Here is a 23,104-nt window from a genome sequence, read left to right on the forward strand (position 1 = left end):
GATGGTTGGCGAATCCTCAAGGGACCCAAGACGCTCCGAAGGGCTTGTGAGGCGCATCCCATCCGTCTACCGTAAGAGGGACGACGGGCCATGTTCCTCGCGATCCCAAGGTATGTCATGCTCGGCACGACCGCCACTCCGTACGACGTCCGATTCCGCTTCCTGGACATACCAGTCCGGATCCACCCCCTCTTCTGGGGGGTCACCATCATCATGGGTTGGAGGAACGACGACCTACCCATCGTGGCGCTCTGGGTCGCCTGCGTCCTGATCTCGATCCTGGTCCACGAGTACGGACACGGCCTGATGGCCCGCTGGTTCGGCGAATCGCCGTCGATCCTGCTTTATGGACTTGGCGGGCTCTGCATGTCGCGGCAGGAGCGCACGCCGGCCCAGCGGATTGCCGTCCTGCTCGCGGGCCCAGGGGCGGGATTCCTCCTCCTCGGGGTGGTGATGGCGGCCATGTCGCTCGTCTACGGGATCACACCCGTCGAGCACCTGGCGATGGTCCGCGAGACTCTCGGCCTCGGTATCGATTTGCCCAGCCTCAGGGAACTCGGCGGCAAACTCCCCACTCGCTCGGTCGAGTGGTTCTACCTGTACATGGTCCACATCAACCTGCTCTGGGGCCTCGTGAACCTGCTGCCGATCTACCCGCTGGACGGAGGCCAGATCACTCAGGTCGTCATGAGCCGTCTGGACCGCCGCAACGGGGCTCGGCGAAGCCACATCGTCTCCCTGGTCACCGCCGGCTTCCTCGCCGTCGCCTCGTTCGCAGTCGATCGATCGGCCGACAGCAAGCCCGACTTCTTCCTCCTGGTGTTCTTCGGCGGCCTGGCCATGCTGAACTATCAAATGCTCCAGTCGTACCATGTTGCCCAATCTTACGGCGTGGACTCGAATGACGATTACTGGCGGAACTGACCATAGCGACCCTGTGCCGAGCTCCCGGTCAGGGGCATCCCCTCTCTCTGTTTCCCGAATCCCACGGTTGTCGCGAATAATCGCAACGGCGGCCTGATTCCCCCTCGATCACATGGACGAGCGGATCCCAGGGGCCCGTCGAGGTCGAAGTGGGCCCGATCGAGGGAGGGGTCCGGGTCACCCCCTTTCTTTTCGACGCTCCATCTACCACAATTCGGTTGCGATGATCCGGGCGCGTATCGTCTCCAGACTGGTCCGGGAGTAGCCCGCCAGAGAGAGCAGAATCCTCATCCATGCAGCCACGCAAGAAGCCGAATCCTGTTGAACAGAAGGACACGAGAAGTTCTGCGGTCGAGGCAGGCACCGGAAATCGTCCCAGGGGGCGTGGACGCGGGCGCACGGGGCTGGCGATACGATCCTCTCGGAGTGCCGGCCCGGACTCCACGAATCGGATCGCGCTGCTCCCCCTTCGCTCGGATGTCGTCTTCCCGCAGACGGTTGTTCCCCTGATCATCAGCCGGCCCAGCGGCATCCGCCTGGTCGATGACGTCCTGATCTCGGAGCGGCTGATCGGGCTGGCCAGCCAGCTCCATCCCGACGTGGACGACCCGGGCATCGCCGACCTTTACCCCACGGTCTGCGTCGGCAGCGTGCTCAAGATGCTGAAGTTCCCGGACGGCTCGACTCGGATCGTTTGCCAGGGGCAAACGCGGGCCCGGCTGCTTCGGGTGGTCCAGACCGAACCCTACCTCATCGCCGAGGTCGAGCCGCTGGAAGAGGAGCTCACCGAGGGGGTGGAGGTCGATGCCCTGGTCCATCACGTGAACCGGCTCTTCCAGCGGCTCGTCGATCAGAGCCAGCAGATCCCCGAAGAGCTCCAGGTCGCGGCGATGAACACCCCCGAGCCGGGTCGCCTGGCGGACCTCCTGGCCTCGAGCCTGCCGTTCTCGGTCGAGGAGCGGCAGGTCCTCCTGGGCGAGGTGAACGTCCGGTCGCGACTCGAGAGGCTGGGGCAATACCTCGCCCGCCAGCTCGCGATCGTGGAGCTGTCCACCAAGATCCAGGAGCAGGTCGGGTCCGAGCTCTCGAAGGCGCAGCGGGATCATTTCCTCCGCCAGCAAATCAAGGCCATCCAGGAAGAGCTCGGCGAGCCGGAGTCGGAGAACCCGGAGGTCGCGGAGCTCTGGGAGCGGATCCGGGCCGCCGCGCCTCCGGCGGAGGTGCTGAAGGAGGCCGAGCGGGAGCTTGAACGCCTCGCCGGCATGCACCCGAGCTCGGCCGAATACTCGATCGTCCGCACCTACCTGGACTGGCTCGCGATCCTGCCCTGGAACAACGCGAGCCGCGACCGGCTGGACCTCCGACGGGCCCGGAAGATCCTCGACGAGGATCACTACGACCTGGAGAAGATCAAGGAACGAATCCTCGAGTATCTGGCCGTCCGCAAGCTGAAGAAGGACATGAAGGGGCCCATCCTCTGCCTGGCGGGGCCGCCGGGCACGGGGAAGACGTCGCTCGGCAAGAGCATCGCCCGGGCGCTCGGGCGCGAATTCGTCCGGGTCAGCCTCGGCGGCGTCCACGACGAGGCTGAGATCCGCGGGCATCGCCGGACGTACGTGGCCGCCATGCCCGGCCGGATCATCCAGGGGATCCGCAAGGTTGGGACCAACAACCCCGTCTTCATGCTCGACGAGGTCGACAAGCTCGGCGCCGACTTCCGCGGCGATCCCTCCGCCGCGCTCCTTGAGGTCCTGGATCCCGAGCAGAACATGACCTTTCGCGACCATTACCTGGACGTCGATTTCGACCTCTCCCGGGTGATGTTCATCGCCACCGCGAACATGCTCGAGTCGATCCCCTCGCCGCTCCTGGACCGGATGGAGATCCTCCAGCTCCCCGGGTACAGCGAGGAGGAGAAGGTCCTGATCGCGCAGAGGTACATCATCCCCAAGCAGCTCGAGGCCCACGGACTGACGCCGGCGGACCTGGAAATCTCCGAGCTCGGGATCAAGCGGATCATCGCCGACTACACCCGGGAGGCCGGACTCCGCAACCTCGAGCGCGAGATCGCCGCCGTCTGCCGGAAGGCCGCCCGCCGCCGGGCCGAGGGGAAGCGCGGGGTCGTGACGGTGGGACCCGGCCAACTTCACGAGCTGCTTGGCCCCTCGCGGTTCTATCGCGAGCTGGCCGACCGTACCGGCATCCCGGGGGTGGCAACCGGCCTGGCCTGGACGCCGACCGGAGGCGAGATCCTCTTCATCGAGGCCACCGGCATGCCGGGCAAGGGGCAGCTCACGCTCACCGGACTCCTCGGCGACTCGATGCGCGAGAGCGCCCAGGCGGCGATGAGTTATCTGAAGAGCCATGCCAGGGTCCTGGAGCTGGATTCCTCGCGGTTCAACAAGACCGACGTCCATATCCACGTCCCCGCCGGCGCCGTCCCCAAGGACGGCCCCTCGGCGGGAGTGGCGATCGCCGCCGCCCTGATCAGCCTCTTCCGCGACCTCCCCATCAGAGAGGCCCTGGCGATGACGGGCGAGGTCACCCTGACCGGGCGAGTCCTCCCGGTCGGCGGCGTCCGCGAGAAGGTCCTCGCCGCGCGACGGGCGGGCATTCGCAGCCTGCTGATCCCTCGACACAACGAGAAGGACCTGATCGAGCTCCCCGCGGACGTGAAGGCGGACCTGACCTTCCGGCTGGTCGATACGCTCGATGACGTCGTCCCGCGGCTCTTCCTCGGGCGGGGCCAGAAGTCTCGCTCCAAGCCGGAGCCGATCAAGCCCGGCTCCAAGCGAGTCGTCGTCGAGAAGTCTCGGGCGGCGGTCGCCAGGCCGGCTCCTCCCGAGTCCGAGGTGCCCGGCCCCGCCACGAAGCCGCGCCGCCCCCGGACCGTTTGAACCCCGCACCGTCCCGCCCGGCGATGCCCCGCGATGTCTCCACAATCAAGCCCTCCCACCCGCGTGACCCTCCGCGGAATCTCCAGGAGATTCAACGCGGTCCAGGCCCTGCGCCCGCTCGATCTCGGCCTCAGCGGGGGAGAGATCCACGCTCTCTGCGGCGAGAACGGGGCCGGGAAGAGCACGCTGATCTCGATCCTGGGCGGCGTGATCCGCCCCGACTCGGGCTCGATCGAATTCAACGACACCGAGGTCCGTTTTCACTCGCCGGCGGACGCCCTGGCGGCCGGGGTCGCGGTCATCTATCAGGAGCTGAACCTCGTCGAGCCGTTCACCGTCGCGGAGAACCTCGCACTCGGGCACGAGCCTCGATCGGGAATCCGGCTCGACCGCCGCGCCATCCGGTCCCGGGCCCGCGAGCTGCTCGCGGAGCTCGGCTTCGACATCGATCCCGGGGCCGAGGTCGGCAGCCTGTCCGTCGGCCAGCGGCAGCAGGTCGAAATAGCCCGGGCGATCGGACGGCGTGCTCGCATCCTCATCCTCGACGAGCCGACCGCCGCGCTCTCTCGCGCGGAGGCCGAACGCCTCTTCCTCCTGCTCCGCGACCTGCGGGCCCGCGGGCTGGCGATCCTCTATGTCTCGCACCACCTGGACGAGGTCTTCGCGCTCGCCGATCGGATCACGGTCCTCCGGGACGGCTCTCGCGTGGGCACCTGGCCAACTCGCGAACTGACGCTTCCGGGCGTGGTCGCGCACATGGTGGGCCAGGCCGTGGATGTTCGCCCGGCGGCCCCTCGGTCCATCGCCGCAGAGCCCTCGCTCCGCGTCCTGTCCGCGTCGGGCGGGTCATTCCGGGACGTCACCTTCGACCTTCACCCGGGCGAGGTCCTGGGACTGACGGGGCTGGCCGGATCCGGCCACGAGGAGCTGGCCGCCGTCCTCTTCGGCGCCCGGCCGCTGGCGTCCGGTCAATTCGTCTGGCGAGGGCGGGAGTTCCGCCCCCGCCATCCTCGCCAGGCCCGGGCCGCCGGGCTGGCCTACGTCCCTCCGGACCGTCGCCGGCAGGGGCTCTTGCCGTCGAGGAGCATCACCGCCAACCTGGCCCTCGCGTCGCTCGAGACCCTTTCCACGCTCGGCTGGATCCGCCCCGGGCTGCGCGGGAAGCTCGCGTCCGAATGGTGCCGACAGTTCGAGGTCGCGGCGTCGAGCCCCTCTCAGGGGGTCCTGACACTCTCCGGCGGCAACCAGCAGAAAGTCCTGCTGGCACGCTGGGCCGCCCTCGGGCCGTCGCTTTTCCTGCTCAACGAACCGACGCGCGGCATCGACGTGAAGACCCGGGAAGCCATCCACCGCTGGATCGACGACCTCGCGGCGGCCGGCTGCTCGGTCCTCCTCACCTCGTCCGACGCGCAGGAGATCGTCCGGCTGGCGAGTCGCTGCGTGGTCTTCCGCTCGGGACGGATCGCAACCGAGCTCCCCCGGGCCTCGCTTCGAGAGCAGACGCTCATCGAGGCGATGATGGCAGACCCCGTCGCCCCGACACGCGCCCATTCGTGAGCCCCCCTGCCCGACCCGCGGAAACAACGATGCATCCCTCCCTCCGATCGCTCCTGAAACGTCTTCCGCAACTCCTGCTCCTCCTCTGCGCCTTGGTCATCATGATCCGCACGGAGCGGTTCCTGACGGCCGGGACGCTCTCCAGCATCCTCACGCAGGCGAGCATCGTGGGGGTACTTGCCCTCGGCCAGGCGTTCGTGCTGATCGGCGGCGGCTTCGACCTGTCCCAGGGGGCGATGATGGCACTCACCGCGGCCGTGGCGGGCCAGCTCGCGACGCGGGGGACCTCGCCCGCGGTCGCGGCCGTGCTCGTCCTCTCGCTGGGCACGCTGCTCGGATCCATCAACGGGCTGATGGTCTCTGCCGTGCGGACGAATCCCTTCGTCACGACGCTGAGCACCCTGCTGATCTATCGCGGCGCCGCATTCATTGCCCTGGGCGGACAGCCGATCGCGAACATCCGCGCCTTCCAGGCGATCGACACCGGACTCCAGGTCGGGGGGACCTATCTCCCGTTCCGCGGCCTCCTCTTCGTGGCGCTGACCTTGCTGTCCTGGCTGATCCTCCGCCAGACCGTCTTCGGTCAGCACGTCTATGCGCTCGGCGGTAACGCGGAGGCCGCGCGGCTTGCGGGCGTGCGAACGGTCCGACTTCGGGTCGCGACGTTCGTCCTGAGCGGCGTCGCGGCGTCTGTGGCGACCTTGCTCTTCCTCTCCTGGCTGAGAGTCGCCAAGCCCGACACGGCGAACGGCTACGAGCTCGACTCCATCGCCGCGTGCGTTGTTGGGGGCGTCTCGCTCCAGGGCGGCCGGGGCAGCGTCCTGGGCGCCGCCGCGGGCTGCCTGCTCCTTCAGGCCCTGCGCACCCAGATCACGATGAGCGGATCGCCCGAGGAATATCGGACCCTGATCACGGGAATCGTCATCCTCGTCTTCGCCGCGGCCGATGCCCTGGCGCGGAGGAACGAGCGAGATTGACCGAGCGGTCGAGGTGCACGGCAGTCGTCTCACCGGACGTCTCGATCGCGTCGGACACCCTGATGCCGGTTAGGGCGCGGCCTCTCGGCGCCGGACCATTCCGTCCCAGATGGCGAAGGCCCCGACACCGGCGACGAGCGTGCCGAGGCCGTATGCGAGGATGGTCCATTCCGTGGTGCCGAAGACGAACAGCCAGCCGAGAAGGGCGACGACGGCGGGGATCGGATAGAAGGGCATCCGGAACGGCAACGATCCGCGGGCCTCGGGCCTCGCGTGGAGGAGGAAGACCGTGACGATCTGGCCGACGAACTGGATCAGGATCCGCGAGCTCAACAGGGCCGCGATGATCGTCTCCAGCTCGAAGAGGCAGGCCACCATCGTGATCCCGCCGATCAGGAGCAGGCTGAGGTGCGGGAAATCGCCTCGTGGATGAGTCGCCGCGAAGGTCCGGAAGAAGTGGCCCGCCTTGGCCGAGGCGTAGGGGACCCGGCTGTAGGCCAGCAGCGAGGCGAAGACCGAGGCCATGGCCGTCCAGACGATCATCGCCGAGACGAGCCCTGCCGCGGTGGCGCCGTGGATCCGGAGCATCATGTCGGTCGCCGCATGGTCGGATTTGACCACCTCGCGCCAGGGGACCACGCCCAGGATGCTCACGTTCATGGTGAGGTAGATGAGCGAGACGAGCACCACCGAGATCAGGATCGAGCGCGGGATGGTCCGAGACGGCTCCGCCACCTCGTCGCCCAGGTAGCAGACCTGGTAGTAGCCCAGATAATCATACATGGCGATGGCCAGGGCCGCGCCGAGGCCCAGCGCATTGGCTCCGGTCAAAGACCACGCGTCGGGCGCGAGGTCGAACGCGAGCGAGGGGTTGAAGTGAGACAGTCCCGTCGCGATCACCCAGCCGACGGTGGCGAGCATCCCGACCCAGAGCACGACCATGAGGCGCCCGGCCATTTCGATCCGACGGTAGGCCAGGAGCGTCGCCATCCCCATCACGCCGACCGCCGCCACCTGGCCCCACGCCACCTTGCCGACGGCGCCGGGGATGAGGTCCCCCCAGCTCCAAGCCGTGCCGAGGAGCCCCGGAGCGAAGTAGGCCAGGTACTTCGCGAGACCGACGGCCCCCGAGGCGATCTCGAGCGGGCCGCTGAAGAAGAACTGCCAGACGAAGAGGAACTTGAGGAGCCGCCCGGCGCGGCCTTCTCCGTAGGCCGCATCGTAAAAATGGTACGTCCCGCCGGAGCCGGGGAAGGCGGCGGCGAGCTCGCACCAGACCAGGCCGTCGGCCAGGGCCACGATCGCACCGAGGACCCAGCCCACCATCGCCTGGGGACCGTTCATGCTGGCGACCAGCAGCGGGATGGTGATGAACGGGCCGATGCCGACCATGGTCGACGTGTTCAGGCTGACGGCCTGGAGCAGTCTCAATTTCCGCTGCAGCATCGCGCGGGCTCCGCGGGTTCGGGAGTCGGCGCGGGATCGACGTCCCGCCTTGTCAGAGAATATACCGGCTCAGGTCCTCGTCCTTCGCGAGCGCCTCGAGCCGGCTACGAACAAGGTCCGCGTCCACAACGACCGTCCTGTCATGGCGGTCGGGGGCATCGAAGCTGACCTCCTCCAGGATCCGTTCGAGGATCGTGTGCAGCCGGCGGGCCCCAATGTTCTGCGTCGAGCGATTGACCTGGAACGCCAGGTCGGCCATGACCTCGATCGCCTCGTCGGTGAACTCGAGCGTCAGGCCCTCGGTCCCGAGCAGGGCCTCGTACTGGCGGAGCAGCGAGGCCCGGGGCTCGCGGAGGATCCGGGCGAAGTCGTCGCGGGTCAGGTCGTGCATCTCGACGCGGATCGGGAACCGGCCCTGGAGCTCCGGCATCAGGTCGGACGGCTTGGCGCGGTGGAAGGCGCCGGCGGCGACGAACAGGACGTGATCGGTCTTCACCGGCCCGTACTTGGTGTTGACCGTGGTCCCCTCCACGATCGGGAGCAGGTCGCGCTGGACGCCCTGGCGAGAGACGTCCGGCCCGCGGGTGGAGCCCTCGTCGCCGGCGATCTTGTCGAGCTCGTCGATGAAGACGATCCCCGACTCCTGGGCGAGCGTGACCGCGGCCTGGTGGATCTTCTCGGGATCGATGAGCTGGTCGACCTCCTGCATCATCAGGATCGGCCGGGCGTCCTTCACGGTCATCCGGCGGGGCTGCGAGGACTTGGGCATCATCTTCTCGAACATGCCCTGGAGGTCCATCTCCATCTGTTCCATGTTCCCCGCGCCCAGGATCGAGATCGGGGCGACGCTCTTCGCGGGCATGCTGATCTCGACCTCGCGGTCTTCCAGCTCGCCCGCCTCGAGCTGCTGCTTGAGCTTGTCACGGGAACGCTGGAACCGGTCGCCCGGCTCGGAGCCCGCCCCGTGCTCGTGCTCATGGCCCCAGCCCATCACCGGCTTGGGGGGCGGCAGCAGCAAGTCGAGGAGCCTGGTCTCGACGCGGGCCTTCGCCTGCTCCTGGACGGCCTCCCGCTCGGTGCTCTTGACCAGCAGGATCGCCGCCTCGACGAGGTCGCGGATGAGGCTCTCGACGTCGCGTCCGTAGTAGCCGACCTCCGTGTACTTGGTGGCCTCGGTCTTGACGAACGGGGCCCCGACGAGCATGGCGAGCCGCCGGGCGATCTCGGTCTTGCCCACGCCGGTGGGACCGATGAGCATGATGTTCTTGGGCGTGACCTGCGCCCGCAGCTCGTCGGAAAGCTGCCGCCTCCGCCAGCGGTTCCGCAGGGCCACGGCCACCGCCCGCTTGGCATCGGCCTGCCCGACGATGTCTCGGTCCAGCTCGGCCACGATCTGGCGCGGGGTCAACTCGGTCTCTTGCTGGGGCACGACAGTTCCTCCGATCGCGGCGGCCTCGTCAGGGTATTCCGGCCGCACCGTTAACGGTGACCTGGAATCCCAGGGCACCCGAGAGATCACCGGCCTTCTTCGTGGCATTGAACAATGCCGGGTTTTCCAGATGCAGCGCCGTCAGGATTTCCGCCAGCCGTGAGCCGACGCGCCGATTGACGGAATGGGCGGTCTCGGACAGAAAACGACCGACATAGATCAGATCGAGGCGCGTGGGGCTGAGGACATGCTGGATGTCGATCTTGGATCGGGTCATCGTCCTGAGCCTTGCGGCATCCGATCCCGTCATGAAGCCTACGTTATGCACGATCGTGTGCCTGATCTGCCAGAGGATCGCCAGGGTCCTGGCTCGATCGGCCTCTCCTCTGGGCTGCTGGTTGCCCTCCGGCAAGAGGTTTTCCCAATTGTCGCCGAAGGGCAACTTGAGCAGTTTCTTGAACCTCTCATTCGTGACCTTGTTATCGAGCCACGTATCCGACTCGCAGAGAGTCCTTCCAATCGAGCTGGAAGGCATATGGAAGGCAATCTGGCCTCCCCTCGCCCTGAACTCATCGAACCGATCGTCGTCCACCAATCCCGCCAGGCAATCCACGCAGAGGACCGCGATTTCCTTGAGGAATCGTTCGAAAGCCTCGACAAGAGATGCCAGGGCCATCCGCCGGAGGACGGCCAGGTGTTTGCTCCAGACCCCTTGGTAGACTCCTCCGCGGACGACATGTTCGTCGGTGTATTCCAGCATTGCCAGGATCGCGCCGGCAGTCTCCTCGAAATGCGCGATAGGAATACCGGCCACATCGAGGGGTGCGTGGGAATGGCCGAGGATCTCGCGTACCTTTCGGTGCAGGTCAGTCGGAGGTCTGGCCATTGAGCGCCTCCGCGAATTCCCGGCGCGCGATCTCGGCCATCTCCTTCTCCTCCCTGATTAGCCATTCATTGTCGGAGCCTTCCCAGCACGCGAGGAGGACCTTCTCATGCCGTCGGTTGTCGGTGTCCGCAATCGCATCCAGATCGGGTTCCCCCTCGATATTCGGGACTTCCGGGCGGAGGATGATCCGCAGGCGTCGATGACGCTTGCGTAGCACATCCACGAGCTCTTCATTCGGGCAGGGGAAATTCAGTTGGGACATGAGGTCCGGATCCCCGTCGATCCACCACCAGGTCCCTTCCTGCGCGTCGAGCCAGTCCGCGAGCTTTCCGGTCGTGATCATTACGGATCGCCGTGTCTCGGCCATGATGTCCCTCCGAGTTGAGAGTTCGACCGCGACTTTTCTCGTTGCCCGTTCCCGAGAGTCCGGGCAAGGTATCTGGGTCAGGCGTGCCGCAGGCCCTCACCCCAGGCTCTCCAACTCCTCCACCGTCAGAGCGTCGTTCGTATAGATGTCGATCCCGCCGGCGATGGCCAGGGACTCGCGGACGACCTCCGAGGCGGTCAGGGCGGTGTGCTTCATGAGCGCCCGCGCGGCGGCCAGGGCGTAGCCGCCGCCGGAGCCGGTGGCGAGGATGCCGTCGGTCGGCTGGATGACGTCCCCGGAGCCGCTCAACATCAGGCTGTGTCGCGCGTCCACCACCAGGAGCACCGCCTCGAGCCGGCGGAGGGCGCGATCCGTCCGCCACTGCTTGGCCAGCTCGATCGCGGCGCGGGGGACGTTGTTCGGGAAGTCCTTGAGCTTCGCCTCGAATCGCTCCAGGAGGGCGAACCCGTCCGCCGCGGAGCCGGCGAAGCCGACGATCACCTGGCCGTCGAGCAGCTTGCGGACCTTCACGGCATCGGCCTTCATCACCTGGGTCCCCAGCGTGACCTGGCCGTCGCCCCCCATCGCCACCTTCCCCCCCCGCCGCACGGCGAGGATCGTCGTCGCATGCCAGTCCAAGTCATCCGCCTCCGTCGAGGTGCCGCGTCCCGATGCCGATCCTCATCTTAACCAGACAGGATCCGGCCCGGGAATCGCTGGCGGCAGCGACAACCCGGGCGGATCAGCGAATCATGCTCGCGCCGGGGGCAGAACGGCCGATCGCCTCCGGCCTCGCGTCCAGGGGATGGCCGCCGGCGCGGAGGGTCTCGCGGGCGGCGGTCCGCTCCGGTGAAAACGTGTAAGGAAAGGAGGCGAGCTGGTTCGACAGGCGATACGCCTGGACCTTCCGCAGCGGCTTGCCCCGCCGTTCGATGGTGAACTCGCCGAGCGACGACGCGTCGGCGAACCATCGCCGGTAGAACGGGAGGGAGACCGGATCGTCGTTGATCACCAGCAGCACAGCGTCGCGGCCGACGAAGTCCGACGGGGTGCTCCAGAAGGCGAACCCGCGGGGATCGTCGATGTTGTAGCAGAGGACCGGCCGCTTCATCCGGATCGCGTGGGACACCTGGGCGCTCTGATACCAGAGCCTCGTCACGAGGAACCCGTCCGGATCGGAGAGTGCTCCCATCTCCTCCAGCCGGGTGGCCACCTCGTCCCAGCCGTAGAGGTCGCCGGTCGGGTCGGCCTGGGCCTTGAAAAGCCCCCAGCTCGAGCCGGGCACGCGCTGGAGGAACCCGGTATGGTATTCCGCGAGGGTCAGGCCGAGGAGGACCAGGGAGAAGCCCCCGGCCATCGTCATCGATCGCCTCATGCGGGCCGGGTTCCGCGCCGCGATCTCGGCCCAGAGCTTCCCCAGCGACGGGAAGAGCGAGACCAGCCCGATCAGGCCCCAGTGGGGTAACACCGGGCGGAAGCAGGCGACCGCCGTGAAGGCCGCGAACGGGAGGATCGCGACGCAGAGGGCCAGCCTCTCGCCCTCGGAGCGGAGCCTCTTCCAGGCTCTCAGCTCGCGGAAGAGGATCGCCATCAGCGGCAACCAGATCCAGGGGAAGAGATATCCCACCTGCGCCAGGAGGGCCGTGGCGAGGAAGTCCGGCCGGGGCGTCAAACCGCCGACGGCCCTGCCCCCCTGGAACAGGAACGAGGCCCAGCCGTGGCTCGCGTTCCAGGCCAGGACCGGGCTGAAGACCGCCAGGCCCGTCAGGACGGCGATGTACGGGCCCGGCTGGAGCAGGATTCTCCTCTTTGAAGGTGTCACCAGCAGGTACATGACCGCGCCGGCCGGCAGGAAGATCGCGTGATACTTGCTGAGCATCGCGCAACCCCAGGCTAGTCCGACCGCCAACCATGGCGTGGTTTTCCGTCCGTCCTCGACGGCCACCGTCAGTCGATCCAGCGTCAGCAGCCAGAAGAACAGGAGCGGGCCATCCGGGAGCGCGAAGGTGGCGGCTGCCAGCCCGTAATAGGCGGTCAGATTCAGCGCGAGTGCGGCATAGAAGCCGGCCCACTGGCCGAACCATCGACCCGCGATTCGGGCCATCAGCCAGGTCGAGCCGGCGAACAGGACGATGAAGCCAAGCCGGAGCGCGACCGCCGAGTAGGTCGCCCGCGTCAGCAGGAGCCCCGCCAGCTCGGTCCAGGCGAGCATCGGCGGATGATCGTAATAGCTGAGTGCCGGATGCGCCGAGTAGAGGAAGTGATACGCCTCGTCGTTCCCCAATCCGAGGAGGCTAGCCGCCACCAGTCGGACGATGGCCGAGATCCCGATCAGGTAGGCGAGCGCGCGTCGAGGCGTCATGGAGCATCCTTGCTCGGGAGAGCCGCCGGATTGGCGGAGAAAGACCCCGGGAGGCCCTCTTCTTAGCCCAAGAGGCCCTCCTTGACGAGGGCAATCAGGGGCGGTTTGCTCCCAAGGCGAGCAGATCGATCGCGGCGATCAAATCGGCAAATCAGCTTGAGACCGGGCCGACCTACTTGTCCGAATCGGCCGACGGGGCGACGACGGGCATGGGACCGTCAGGTCCAGGCACGGGAGGAGGGACGACGCTCTCGATCTGCTTGACGGCGCACTGGGGATGAACGCCGGCTGACGAGTAGACGGGCTTGTCGCAGATCGGGCAACGCTTGCGCGGGGATTCGCCGAAGGGGCCGGACGGGTAGTTCGTACTCATAGGATCATCGGCTCCGTTCCATGGCCGAGGAAGGAGGGGCGTCCTGGCGACACGAGAGCTGTCGCGTCGCCAGGTATCATGCATCGCCAGTTCGCGAGGACAGCCCCGAGACCGAAGCCTCGTTCCCGGGGCGAGGCGCGAAATAGGCCATGCGAAGGCGAATCAATACCGGCCGCCGCCGCCACCTCCGTAGCCGCCGCCGCCACCGCCGCCGTAGCCACCCCGGCCGCCGCCGCCACCGCCGTAGCCGCCCCGGCCGCCGCCACCGCCACCGCCGTAGCCGCCCCGGCCGCCGCCACCGCCACCGCCGTAGCCGCCGCCGCCACCCGGTCGGGGCTCGCGAGGCTTGGCCTCGTTCACGGTCAGCCGACGACCATCATATTCCTGGTCGTGCAGGCCCTGGATCGCGGCCTGGGCTTCCGCCTCGGTGTCCATCTCCACGAAGCCGAAGCCCTTGCTGCGGCCCGTGTCGCGGTCCTGAATCACCTGGGCGCTCTGAACCGTGCCGAACTGGGTGAACCAGCTCTCAAGGTCCGAGGAGGTAACCGAGTAAGGCAGGTTACCAACGTACAGTTTCTTCCCCACTGAATCGTCTCCGTCTGGCGAGATCATCCGACCCCATTTCTCATCTTTCTGGGGGTCGGGCAGAAAGGGGCCACGTCCGGCCCGTTTGGTGGGAAAGGCGAGAGCGGAAAGCCGGAGACGCATCAACGAGGACCCGACGTGCTCACTCAGTCGTCAAACCAACCGATCCTTACTATACCAAAATCTCCCCCCATGGTGAAGAGAATCCGTGGAAAAACGATGGTATTCGGCTGGCAAACTGGATAAAGGGCGAAGACCTGTAAAGTCCCGCTCACCGGCAGAGCGCCCGACCCCGCTGAGGTCGACTCCGGCGCGGTCCGCAACCGGATCGTCGGAGGCTCGCAAGGGGCATCCCCGAAGGCGTCCCTCTTGCCCGCGGAGGCCCCCGGAACCGAGAATCGGGATCCGTGTCCGGACACGCTCGCATCGAAAGGCGCGGATGACGCGACATACCGAAGGTTGCCCCACGTGAGACCGCAGCAGGTTGCCCATGACGAAGCGCCGACCGCCACGATCGAGTCGGTCGACCGATCCGACCGCCGCGTCCGTCGCATGTTCGCATCGATTGCCCGGCGCTACGACTTCCTCAATCACCTTCTCAGCTTGAATATCGATCGCTCGTGGCGGACGTTCACGACGCGCACGGTACCCCCGCAGCCGGGCGTCCCGGTCCTGGACTGCTGCACCGGCACCGCGGACCTTGCGATCGCCTACGACCGGGCCGCCCGGGGCTCCTCGCCGATCCTGGGGACCGACTTCTGCCGCGAAATGCTCGTGATCGGCCGGGAAAAGATCCGGAGCAAGGGGCTCGACGATCGGATCACGCTGGTCGAGGGGGACACCCAGCGCCTGCCGGTCCCGTCGGATGCGTTCGGGGTCGTCTGCGTCGCCTTCGGCCTCCGCAACGTTCGCGACACCGTCCGCGGTATCGACGAGATGATCCGCGCGGCGAGGCCCGGGGGCAAGGTGGCCGTCCTGGAGTTCTCCCGACCTCGCGGGCGTGTCCTCGGCTCGCTCTACATGACCTTCTTCCGCAGGGTCCTCCCGCGTGTGGGCCAGGCCGTCGCCCCCAATCCGGACGACGCCTACCATTACCTGCCGAGCTCGGTCCTTGCCTTCCCGGACGGGCAAGAGCTGCTCGACCTCTTGGCCAGTCGCGGACTCATCGCGCTGGAGATGCACCCGCTGACGTTCGGGATCGCCACCCTCTACGTCGGCACCAAGCCGGCGGTCCCTGTCGAGAAGGAAGGGACGACCACACCTTGACCGATCGACTCGACTCCGACCGTCCGGGACGCGTGGCCGTCGTCACCGGGGCATCCGCCGGGCTGGGAGCGGCGATCGCCCGGCAGCTTGCCCGCGAGGGCAAGGTCGCGGCCATGGCACTCGTCGCACGCCGCCGGGATCGGCTTGAAGCGCTCGCGGGCGAGCTCTCGTCCGCGGATCGCGGCGGCCGTGCTCTGGACGTCCGGGTCATCGCCTCTGACCTGGCCCTTCCTGACGCCGCCGCCGAGGTTGCCGACCGGGTGCTGTCGGACTTCGAAGGGGCGGACATCCTGATCAACAACGCCGGACTGGGCCTGCCGACCCTCTTCGCCGACGCCGACCCGGAGCAGGTCCGGCGGCAGATCGCGGTCAACCTGGAAGCCCCCCTGCTGCTGACCCGGCATCTGCTGCCGTCGCTCATCGCGAGGCGCGGGATGATCATCAATATCGGGTCGTCGATCACCTGCGTCGCGAACTCCGCCCTCGGGGCCTACGGCGCGACCAAGGCGGGGCTCGCCTACTGGAATGATGCCCTGCGGCGAGAGCTGGCGTCGCTGGGCGTGACGGTCTGCCTGGTCGAGCCGGGCCCGATCCGAACCGAGTTCTCGGCGGCCTTCGGCCGGCTCGCCCGGCCGGGCGAGACGCCCCATCCGGTCGTCTCCACGCCCGGCGAATGGATGATGGCCGACGAGGCCGACGTCGCCCGTCGAGTTGTGGGTCTGGTGGATCATCCCCGCCGCCGCCTCTCGGTCCTTCGCCGGATGGTCTGGCCATTCCGGCTCATGGGCGCCGCCTTCCGCGCCTTGCCGGCCCTGGGCGACCTCGTCGTGTCGAGGGGCTTCCACGTGGATCATTCGATCAGGCCGCTCGACTACAATGGAACCGACTCGACGCCGGCCGCAACCTGCGCGGCGGCGCCGCCCTTCCTCGGGGGATCCGATCACCACGCATGAGCACCGCCTCCATCCGCCACTATCTCGAGCTCGTCCGGTTCAGCCATACGATCTTCGCCCTCCCCTTCGCGCTGCTCGGCGCCGCACTCGCCGCGAAGGCCCCCGACGGTTGGCGAGGGCGGCCGCAGGACTGGCTGGGCATCCTCCTCTGCATGGCGACCGCGCGATCCGCCGCGATGGCCTTCAACCGCCTCGTCGATCGCCATTACGACGCCCTCAACCCGAGGACCGCGAGCCGTCACCTCCCCGCCGGCAAGCTCTCCGTGCGGGCCGTGGGCCTCTTCACGCTGGCCTGTTCCACGGCCTTTGTCGCGTCCACGCTCCTCTTCCTCCCCAATCGATGGCCCCTAGCCCTGTCCGTCCCCGTCCTCCTCTGGCTCCTCGGCTACTCGTACACCAAGCGGTTCACGAGCCTGGCCCATTTCTGGCTCGGCGCCTCATTGAGCATGGCACCGCTTGCCGCCTGGATCGCCCTCCGCGGCGACGTCGCCTGGCCGCCGGCCTGGCTCGCCCTGGCGGTCCTGCTCTGGGTCTCCGGATTCGACATCCTCTACGCCTGCCAGGACGTCAGCTTCGACCGCGAGGCCGGCCTGAATAGCATCCCTCACCGTCTGGGAGTTCCCGGCGCGCTCCGACTGGCGGCGACCTGCCACGCGCTGATGATCCTGGCCCTGATCGGCCTTGGCCTCTCCTACCCGATGGGGACGATCTACTACACGGGTGTTTGGCTCGCCGGGCTCCTCCTGGTCTACGAGCACGCCCTGGTCCGACCCGACGATCTCACGCGCGTGAACCTCGCATTCTTCCAGGTCAACGCTGTGATCAGCATGGGCTTGCTCGCCGTCGGCGTCCTCGACCTGCTGCTCCATGCCAGGCCGGGTTGATGATTCGTTCAATTCCGCCTAAAATTCTGGAAAGTCGCTCCGCTTCGGAGTGGACGAAATGATTGTTGCTGACGCGAGGGCTCTGCGGATGCCGACGGAAGCGGGCCGGCTGGGTGCGATCCGGGAGAAGGTCGAGGCGGGGCAGCGGCTGAGCCCGGAAGACGGCCTGGCGCTGGAGGCCTCCAACGACCTCTTCGAGCTTGGCGAGCTGGCGAACCTGGTCCGCGAGAGGAAGAACGGCAATCTCGCCTTCTACAACGTCAACACCCACATCAATCCCACCAACGTCTGCGTCTACACCTGCGACTTCTGCGCCTTCCGGGCGGACCTGAACGAGCCCAAGGCGTACGTGATGGACCGTGCGCAGATCGTCGAGCGGGCCCGTCAGGCGAGCGACCGCGGGGCGACCGAGCTGCACATCGTCGGCGGCCTGCATCACAAGCTGCCGTTCTCGTACTACGTGGACGTCGTCCGCTGGATCAAGGAGACGGCGCCGGAGATCCACGTCAAGGCGTACACGGCGGTCGAGATCGAGTTCTTCTCGAAGATCGCGCGGAAGACCGTCGAGGAGATCCTCAGGGAGCTGATCGACGCCGGGCTGGGGAGCCTCCCCGGCGGTGGCGCGGAGATCTTCCACCCGGAGGTCCGCGAGAAGATCTGCGGCGCGAAGGCGTCCACCGAGCGCTGGCTGGACGTCCACCGGACGGCTCATCGCCTGGGGCTGCACTCGAACGCGACCATGCTCTATGGCCACATCGACGGCCCGATCCACCGGATCGACCACCTGGTGCGGCTCCGCGAGCTCCAGGACGAGACGGGGGGATTCCAGACGTTCATCCCGCTGGCCTTCCATCCCGAAAACTCGGAGATGGACGACATCCCGCGCCCCTCGGGCGTGATGGACCTGAAGACGATGGCCATCAGCCGGCTGATGCTGGACAACTTCCCCCACATCAAGGCGTACTGGGTCATGCTGGGCCTCAAGACGGCCCAGGTCGCCCTCAGCTTCGGCGCCGACGACATCGACGGCACGGTCGTCCACGAGAAGATCTACCACGAGGCCGGCGCCGACACCCCTCAGGAGATCACCACCGCCGAGATCCGCCGCTTCATCCAGGAGGCCGGTCGCGTCCCCATCGAGCGTGACACCCTCTACCGCGAGATCACTCGCGACGGCCAGTCGTGGCACGCGGGGAAGAAGATCGACGCGTCCCGGCTGCTCCAGATCGTGCAAGCGTGACAAGGGGTGGTCGTTACTCGGGACCCGGCTAACGGGGCCCGCGGGTCACGACCAGCGACGAAGAGCCGATCGCTGCGCATGCCTCGGACCGGGGGCGGAGGAGCCGATCGTGGCAGACCCGTCCGGAGGTGCACAGAGTTCAGGGATCGCCGGCCCGGAGCTCGTCCCCGGCTCCGGGGTGAGGGACTGCCGGGTCCGGTCATTGAGCCTCAGGAAGCGGGTCGGCTTTGGCCTGCTCTGCCTTGTCCTCCTTGCACTCATCGGCGAGGGGGGTGGCTTCTTCCTGTTCTGGATCTTGAACGGGCGGCCGAACCCCTGGAGGGACGCCCAGGAGAGGCGTCAGCAGCGAATCCTCAGCCCCAGGGGGAACGACCCGGGTACCTTCGCCCAGGTCCATCCCTATGTCGGATACGTCGAGGAGCCGGGCGGGGAGAGCGGGGTGCGTCGGCTCGTCGACGGACATTCGATCCCGATCACGGACTACGGGTATATTGATGACAAGTCGCCGCTCCAGCGGCGCGGTGACGATCGCGTCATCGTCGGGATCACCGGCGGCTCGGTCGCGTCGTTTTTCGCGGTCAACGGGATCAAGAGCCTGGAAGAGTCGCTCTCGAGCGATCCGCGCCACGCCGGCAAGCGGTTCGTCTTCCTCAACCTGGCGCTCGGGGGCTACAAGCAGCCCCAGCAGCTCATGACGCTGAACTACCTGCTCTGCCTCGGCGCGGAGTTCGACCTCGTCATCAACATCGACGGGTTCAATGAGGTCGCCCTGTACGAGCTCGAGAACAAGAGTCACCACGTGTTTCCCGCCTTCCCCAGGGGATGGCATTCTCGGATCGGCGTCAACGATCCGGTCCTGGGCCGCGCTCGCGCACGCCTGCTGACCATCGAGGAGCAGCGATCCGACCTGGCACGATGGTATTCCGGGTTCCCCTGGCGATACTCCTTGCTCTTCAACCTCGCGTGGGAATATCGCGATCGCCGACTTGGGTGGGAGGCATATCGAATCCTCGAGGGTTATTCCCGATCCTCCGAGTCTCGCGGTCCGTATGTCGTCACCGGCCCGCCCGTCGATTTCGCGACTCCCGAGGCGCTCTTCGAGCACCTCGCGATGATCTGGGCCAACAGCTCCTCGCTGATGAATCAGCTCTGCCGGGGCCGAGGGATCGGCTACTTCCATTTCCTCCAGCCGAACCAGTATCTCCCCGACTCCAAGCCGATGGGTCGGGCCGAGAGGGAGACGGCGATCATCCCGGACCATCCCTACCGGCGGGGTGTCGAGATGGGCTATCCCCTGCTGATCCGTCGAGGCCGGACCCTGGCGGAGGCCGGAGTCTCGTTCCATGACCTGACCGGGATCTTCTCCGACCATCCTGGGGCGATCTACGCGGATAGCTGCTGCCATTACAACCAGGCGGGGTACGACCTCATGGCCCGAGCGATCGCACGAGCGATCCTCGCGGCCGGTCATCCTTGATGCGTCCGGGAGCATGACGCAGACGCATGACCCGCGGACCGGCATGCCTGGTGTCGTCCCGGATTTCGGGCCGTCCCGCGGGGCGAATCCTGGCGGTGTACGAGAGGAGAAGCGTGGGACCCATGGATCGACTCGCCCGGCGTCAGGTCGGCTTCAACACGACCAGCCGTGATTCCTGGGATGTCTTCGCCGAGCACCGGCGGCGGGTTTCGGAGGAGCTGATTCTCGGGGCGGAGGCGGGCCGGTCCCGGCTCTGCGTGCTGGGAGCCGGGAATGCAAACGACCTGGACCTGCCGGTCCTGCTCGCCGCCCATGGCGAGGTCCACCTCGTTGATCTGGACGGGCAGGCGCTCGCGATGGGCGCGTCGCGTCAGGGCGTGACCGAGGATCCCCGACTGCGGCTCCATGGCGGTGTCGACGCGTCGGCGGCGCTCTCCGTCCTTTCGAGCTGGCATCCGCTGGCCGATCTCCGTGAGGAGGACTTCGAGGCGCTCGCCTCATGGCCCGCCTCTCGGCTGGCACGGGTCCTGCCCGGGGGCTTCGATCGGGTGGCCTCGACCTGCATGATCACCCAGCTCATGGAGACGGCGATCCATGCCCTGGGTCCCGCCCACCGGCAGCTCGAACGGGCCGAGAGGGCCCTGCGGGCGGGTCACCTGCGGTTGATGGGGCGACTTGCCGCCCCGGACGGCGAGGCGACGCTCATCACCGAGGTCGTCGCATCGGATACGCTCCCGGGCCTCGCGGAGTGCTCCCCTGAGGCGATCGGCGAGCTGATTCCAGGTCTGAGGCGGACGGGGAATCACTTCCGCGCCCTCCATCCCCAACAGTTGCTCGATGCGATCCGCGCCGAGCCCTCGATCATGCCGAGTGCCGCCACTCCGCCCGTTTCCACTCCCTGGCTCTGGCGGCTTCACGGGCACACCTACCTGGTCGTCGGCATGAGGTTCCGCCCTCGGCAGCGGTGACCCGCCCCGGACATGAAAGAGCCCTCTCGCGGGCCGCACCGAGAGTAGCCCCTTGGTTTGACCTCGGAAGCCGAGTAGATTGGATCCGTCGCCCCCAAGGGGGAGGCCTCGCTGCAACGGCGAGCCGGGTTCGCCCGCGTGATGGAGTCCCACCCAAGTCTCCATCAGATCCAGGGATCGATGGCCGCCGTCCGATGATGGGCTGGCGAGGCCCGCCCGTGCGCCCGCCGATCCGCCTCCGGGTTACCGCGGTAGGGAGGAGTGCTTTATGTCGTTCCGGGGTGTCTTCGTCGCCGTCCTGCTGAGCACGGCGCTGATCGTGTCGGCCTTCGTGCTGCAATCGAAGCGGCCGAGAATCGAGGTGAATCGCGCCACCGCGGCGCTCGTGAAGGCCAGCGGCAAGTGCGCGGATTGCCATCGGCACGAGACGTCGGCGATCGTCCACGAATTCGACATGTCGAAGCACAACGCCGCGGGGGTGAACTGCCTCGATTGCCACCAGCCGTCCAAGGGGCAGGATCCCCTCGACCACAAGGGCTTCACGATCACGAAGAAGCTCTCGGCCGCCAATTGCATGGGCTGCCATCCCGACCAGTACAAGCAATTCCTCGAGAGCCGCCACGCCGCGCCGTCGTGGGCGGCCGTCGCGGGCAAGGAGGATTTCACCGCGGAACAGGTCGCCTTCGCGGAGAAGCTCCACAAGGGGGCCGTGGACCGGCCGCCGCACGAGCTCGTCAAGGTCGAGGGCCTGGCGGCCGTCAACAAGGGCTGCCGCCAGTGCCACGAGATCGGCAAGCCGAACAAGGAGGACGGGACGATCGGCAACTGCACGGCCTGTCACGCCCGCCACGTCTCGTCGGTGGCGCTCGCCCGGCTGCCGGAGACGTGCGGCCAGTGCCACATGGGGCCGGATCACGCGCAGCTCGAGATCTACCACGAGTCCAAGCACGGCGTCCTCTTCAACGCCCAGCGTGCCAAGATGAACCTGGACGCCCCGCCCAGCAAGCTCACCGCCGAGGACATGCCCGTCCCCACCTGCGCGACCTGCCACATGAGCGGCCTGGAGGGCTCGCCCACGGACAAGGTCCGGACCACGCACAACCCCTCGGAGCGGCTGTCCTACTACCTCTTCGCCGCCGTCTCGGACAAGCGGCCGAAGTCGGAGGACGGCGAGCGGAACATGCGACAGGTCTGCACCAAGTGCCACACCAACCCGCGGATCCTCGCCTTCTACAAGGACGCGCAGAAGGTCGTGCTCAGCACCAACAAGATCGTCAACGAGGCGAAGGCCATCGTGGACGGGCTCCGCAAGGACGGGCTCCTCACCGAGACCCCCTTCGATGAGCCCGTCGAATACCTCTACTTCGACCTCTGGCATTACGGGGGCCGGACCGCCAAGCACGGGGCCTACATGGGCGGGGCGGACTTCGTCCAGTGGCACGGATACTACGAGATCGTCAACAAGCTGGCCGAGCTGAAGAAGCAGGCCGCCGAGATCCGCAAGGGGGGCAAGCCCGCCGCGGCGAGGCCCGAGGCGGCCAAGCCGGAGGCCGCGAAGGCCGCGAGTCGTGACGTCGCCCCTGAAGCTAGGCCCCAACCCCAGCCCGCGGGAGGAGTCCATGCGACGGCTGCTGCTCGCTGACGGCCTGCTCTCGAATCCGCTCTTCTGGGTCGAGCTCTTCGCGCTCTCGAACGTCGCGTTCATCGGCGTGGACATTGTCCTGGCCCATGCGGCCAACGACTTCGCCCACGGCACCGAGTGGATCCCCGTGGTCTTCTCGGCCGTCGCGACCGTGGTCCTCCTGCTGGCGATGATCCTGGCCGGGCCGTTGCCGGCCGTCCCCGGCAGCCCCGGCGCCGGGCCGATCGCGCCCCAGGCTCACGTCGCACGCTGGCTCGGGCTGGTCGTCGGCCTGGGCGCGATCGTCGTCGGCGTGGCCGGCCTGATCTTTCACCTGCGGGGAGACTTCTTCCAGGAACAATCGCTCCGGAACCTGGTCTACACGGCTCCGTTCATCGCTCCGCTCGCCTATGCGGGGGTCGGCCTGGTGGTCCTGCTCGACCGGATGGTGGCCCCGCGGACGATGGAGTGGGCCCGCTGGCTGCTGCTGCTGGCGGCGGGAGGGTTCCTGGGCAACTTCGTGCTCAGCCTGGCCGATCACGCCCAGAACGGGTTCTTCTATCCGACCGAGTGGATCGGCGTGGTCGCCGGCTCGATCGCGGCCGGGTTCCTGATCGGCGGCGTGATCGCGCCGGGTAGCCGTCCGCTCCTGGTCATGAACTCGGCGATCATGGTCATCCAGGTCGTGGTCGGGGTCATGGGCTTCCTGCTCCACCTCAAGGGGAACCTGAATGCCCCCGGCGCGACGATCCGCGACCAGTTCCTCTTCGGCGCACCCATCTTCGCCCCCCTGCTCTTCGCGGACCTCGCGGGCCTCGGGCTGCTGGGGCTCTGGGCGCAGTATCGGTCGATCGAGGGTCGCCCGAGCGTCGAGCCGGTGGTATCCTGATTC

20 protein-coding genes are annotated in these 23,104 nt (G+C 67.4%); 12 read left to right on the plus strand and 8 right to left on the minus strand.

The features are described 5' to 3' along the window. The first annotated feature begins 90 nt into the window (after nucleotides 1-90). From G6O54_RS05040 to G6O54_RS05055, 4 genes are all read left to right on the plus strand, one after another. Complete coding sequence (locus G6O54_RS05040) at nucleotides 91-924, plus strand: site-2 protease family protein (protein ID WP_165220994.1); 834 nt, start codon at nucleotides 91-93, stop codon at nucleotides 922-924. Nucleotides 925-1,217: 293 nt separating this feature from the next. Continuing rightward, nucleotides 1,218-3,821: an endopeptidase La gene (lon, locus tag G6O54_RS05045; RefSeq protein WP_165220997.1), complete on the plus strand. Its 2,604-nt coding sequence runs from the start codon at nucleotides 1,218-1,220 to the stop codon at nucleotides 3,819-3,821. A gap of 33 nt (nucleotides 3,822-3,854) precedes the next feature. Beyond that, entirely contained in the window at nucleotides 3,855-5,378 is a 1,524-nt protein-coding gene (locus G6O54_RS05050) for a sugar ABC transporter ATP-binding protein (RefSeq protein WP_165221000.1), read from the plus strand. A 29-nt stretch (nucleotides 5,379-5,407) separates the two neighbouring features. Further along, on the plus strand, nucleotides 5,408-6,355 hold the full coding sequence (locus G6O54_RS05055) for an ABC transporter permease (protein WP_165221003.1): 948 nt from the start codon (nucleotides 5,408-5,410) through the stop codon (nucleotides 6,353-6,355). A gap of 69 nt (nucleotides 6,356-6,424) precedes the next feature. On the opposite strand, the gene G6O54_RS05060 is transcribed toward G6O54_RS05055, so the two are convergent. The 8 genes from G6O54_RS05060 to rbp form a co-directional block, all read right to left on the minus strand. Further along, complete coding sequence (locus tag G6O54_RS05060) at nucleotides 6,425-7,801, minus strand: APC family permease (protein WP_165221006.1); 1,377 nt, start codon at nucleotides 7,799-7,801, stop codon at nucleotides 6,425-6,427. Nucleotides 7,802-7,853: 52 nt separating this feature from the next. Then, nucleotides 7,854-9,230 (minus strand): ATP-dependent protease ATPase subunit HslU, encoded by a 1,377-nt coding sequence (gene hslU / locus G6O54_RS05065; RefSeq protein WP_250846725.1) that lies wholly within the window; start codon nucleotides 9,228-9,230, stop codon nucleotides 7,854-7,856. A gap of 28 nt (nucleotides 9,231-9,258) precedes the next feature. Then, the gene (locus tag G6O54_RS05070; protein ID WP_165221012.1) at nucleotides 9,259-10,116 is read right to left on the minus strand and encodes a hypothetical protein; all 858 of its coding nucleotides are present in this window, start codon (nucleotides 10,114-10,116) and stop codon (nucleotides 9,259-9,261) included. After that, nucleotides 10,097-10,483 (minus strand): hypothetical protein, encoded by a 387-nt coding sequence (locus G6O54_RS05075; protein WP_165221015.1) that lies wholly within the window; start codon nucleotides 10,481-10,483, stop codon nucleotides 10,097-10,099. The genes G6O54_RS05070 and G6O54_RS05075 overlap by 20 nt, the downstream gene beginning before the upstream one ends. A 96-nt stretch (nucleotides 10,484-10,579) precedes the next feature. Then, on the minus strand, nucleotides 10,580-11,122 hold the full coding sequence (hslV, locus tag G6O54_RS05080; RefSeq protein ID WP_165221018.1) for an ATP-dependent protease subunit HslV: 543 nt from the start codon (nucleotides 11,120-11,122) through the stop codon (nucleotides 10,580-10,582). A 103-nt stretch (nucleotides 11,123-11,225) separates the two neighbouring features. Further along, the gene (locus tag G6O54_RS05085) at nucleotides 11,226-12,845 is read right to left on the minus strand and encodes a glycosyltransferase family 39 protein (protein WP_165221021.1); all 1,620 of its coding nucleotides are present in this window, start codon (nucleotides 12,843-12,845) and stop codon (nucleotides 11,226-11,228) included. 172 nt (nucleotides 12,846-13,017) lie between these two features. After that, nucleotides 13,018-13,218: a hypothetical protein gene (locus G6O54_RS05090; protein ID WP_165221024.1), complete on the minus strand. Its 201-nt coding sequence runs from the start codon at nucleotides 13,216-13,218 to the stop codon at nucleotides 13,018-13,020. 162 nt (nucleotides 13,219-13,380) lie between these two features. Further along, complete coding sequence (gene rbp / locus G6O54_RS05095; protein ID WP_205678678.1) at nucleotides 13,381-13,803, minus strand: RNA-binding regulator; 423 nt, start codon at nucleotides 13,801-13,803, stop codon at nucleotides 13,381-13,383. Nucleotides 13,804-14,271: 468 nt separating this feature from the next. On the opposite strand from rbp, the gene G6O54_RS05100 reads away from it, so the two are divergent. From G6O54_RS05100 to G6O54_RS05135, 8 genes are all read left to right on the plus strand, one after another. After that, nucleotides 14,272-15,069, plus strand: a complete 798-nt coding sequence (locus G6O54_RS05100) for a ubiquinone/menaquinone biosynthesis methyltransferase (protein WP_250846726.1) — start codon at nucleotides 14,272-14,274, stop codon at nucleotides 15,067-15,069. Continuing rightward, nucleotides 15,066-16,022, plus strand: coding sequence for an SDR family NAD(P)-dependent oxidoreductase (locus tag G6O54_RS05105; protein WP_165221030.1), 957 nt, complete (start codon nucleotides 15,066-15,068; stop codon nucleotides 16,020-16,022). Before G6O54_RS05100 ends, G6O54_RS05105 begins: the two co-directional genes overlap by 4 nt. Then, complete coding sequence (locus G6O54_RS05110) at nucleotides 16,019-16,906, plus strand: UbiA-like polyprenyltransferase (protein ID WP_165221033.1); 888 nt, start codon at nucleotides 16,019-16,021, stop codon at nucleotides 16,904-16,906. Before G6O54_RS05105 ends, G6O54_RS05110 begins: the two co-directional genes overlap by 4 nt. A gap of 88 nt (nucleotides 16,907-16,994) precedes the next feature. Then, nucleotides 16,995-18,146 (plus strand): aminofutalosine synthase MqnE, encoded by a 1,152-nt coding sequence (mqnE, locus tag G6O54_RS05115; RefSeq protein WP_165221036.1) that lies wholly within the window; start codon nucleotides 16,995-16,997, stop codon nucleotides 18,144-18,146. Between the two features lie 109 nt (nucleotides 18,147-18,255). Beyond that, nucleotides 18,256-19,623, plus strand: coding sequence for a hypothetical protein (locus tag G6O54_RS05120; protein WP_165221039.1), 1,368 nt, complete (start codon nucleotides 18,256-18,258; stop codon nucleotides 19,621-19,623). Nucleotides 19,624-19,745: 122 nt separating this feature from the next. Then, a complete protein-coding gene (locus tag G6O54_RS05125; protein ID WP_165221042.1) occupies nucleotides 19,746-20,591 on the plus strand; it encodes a hypothetical protein in 846 nt (281 codons plus the stop codon). Nucleotides 20,592-20,859: 268 nt separating this feature from the next. Beyond that, a complete protein-coding gene (locus tag G6O54_RS05130; protein WP_165221045.1) occupies nucleotides 20,860-22,233 on the plus strand; it encodes a multiheme c-type cytochrome in 1,374 nt (457 codons plus the stop codon). Then, complete coding sequence (locus G6O54_RS05135; RefSeq protein WP_165221048.1) at nucleotides 22,211-23,101, plus strand: hypothetical protein; 891 nt, start codon at nucleotides 22,211-22,213, stop codon at nucleotides 23,099-23,101. Before G6O54_RS05130 ends, G6O54_RS05135 begins: the two co-directional genes overlap by 23 nt. Nucleotides 23,102-23,104: the final 3 nt, after the last annotated feature.

Origin of the sequence: Aquisphaera insulae (assembly GCF_011064615.1) — a bacterium.
GTDB classification, from domain to species: domain Bacteria; phylum Planctomycetota; class Planctomycetia; order Isosphaerales; family Isosphaeraceae; genus Aquisphaera; species Aquisphaera insulae.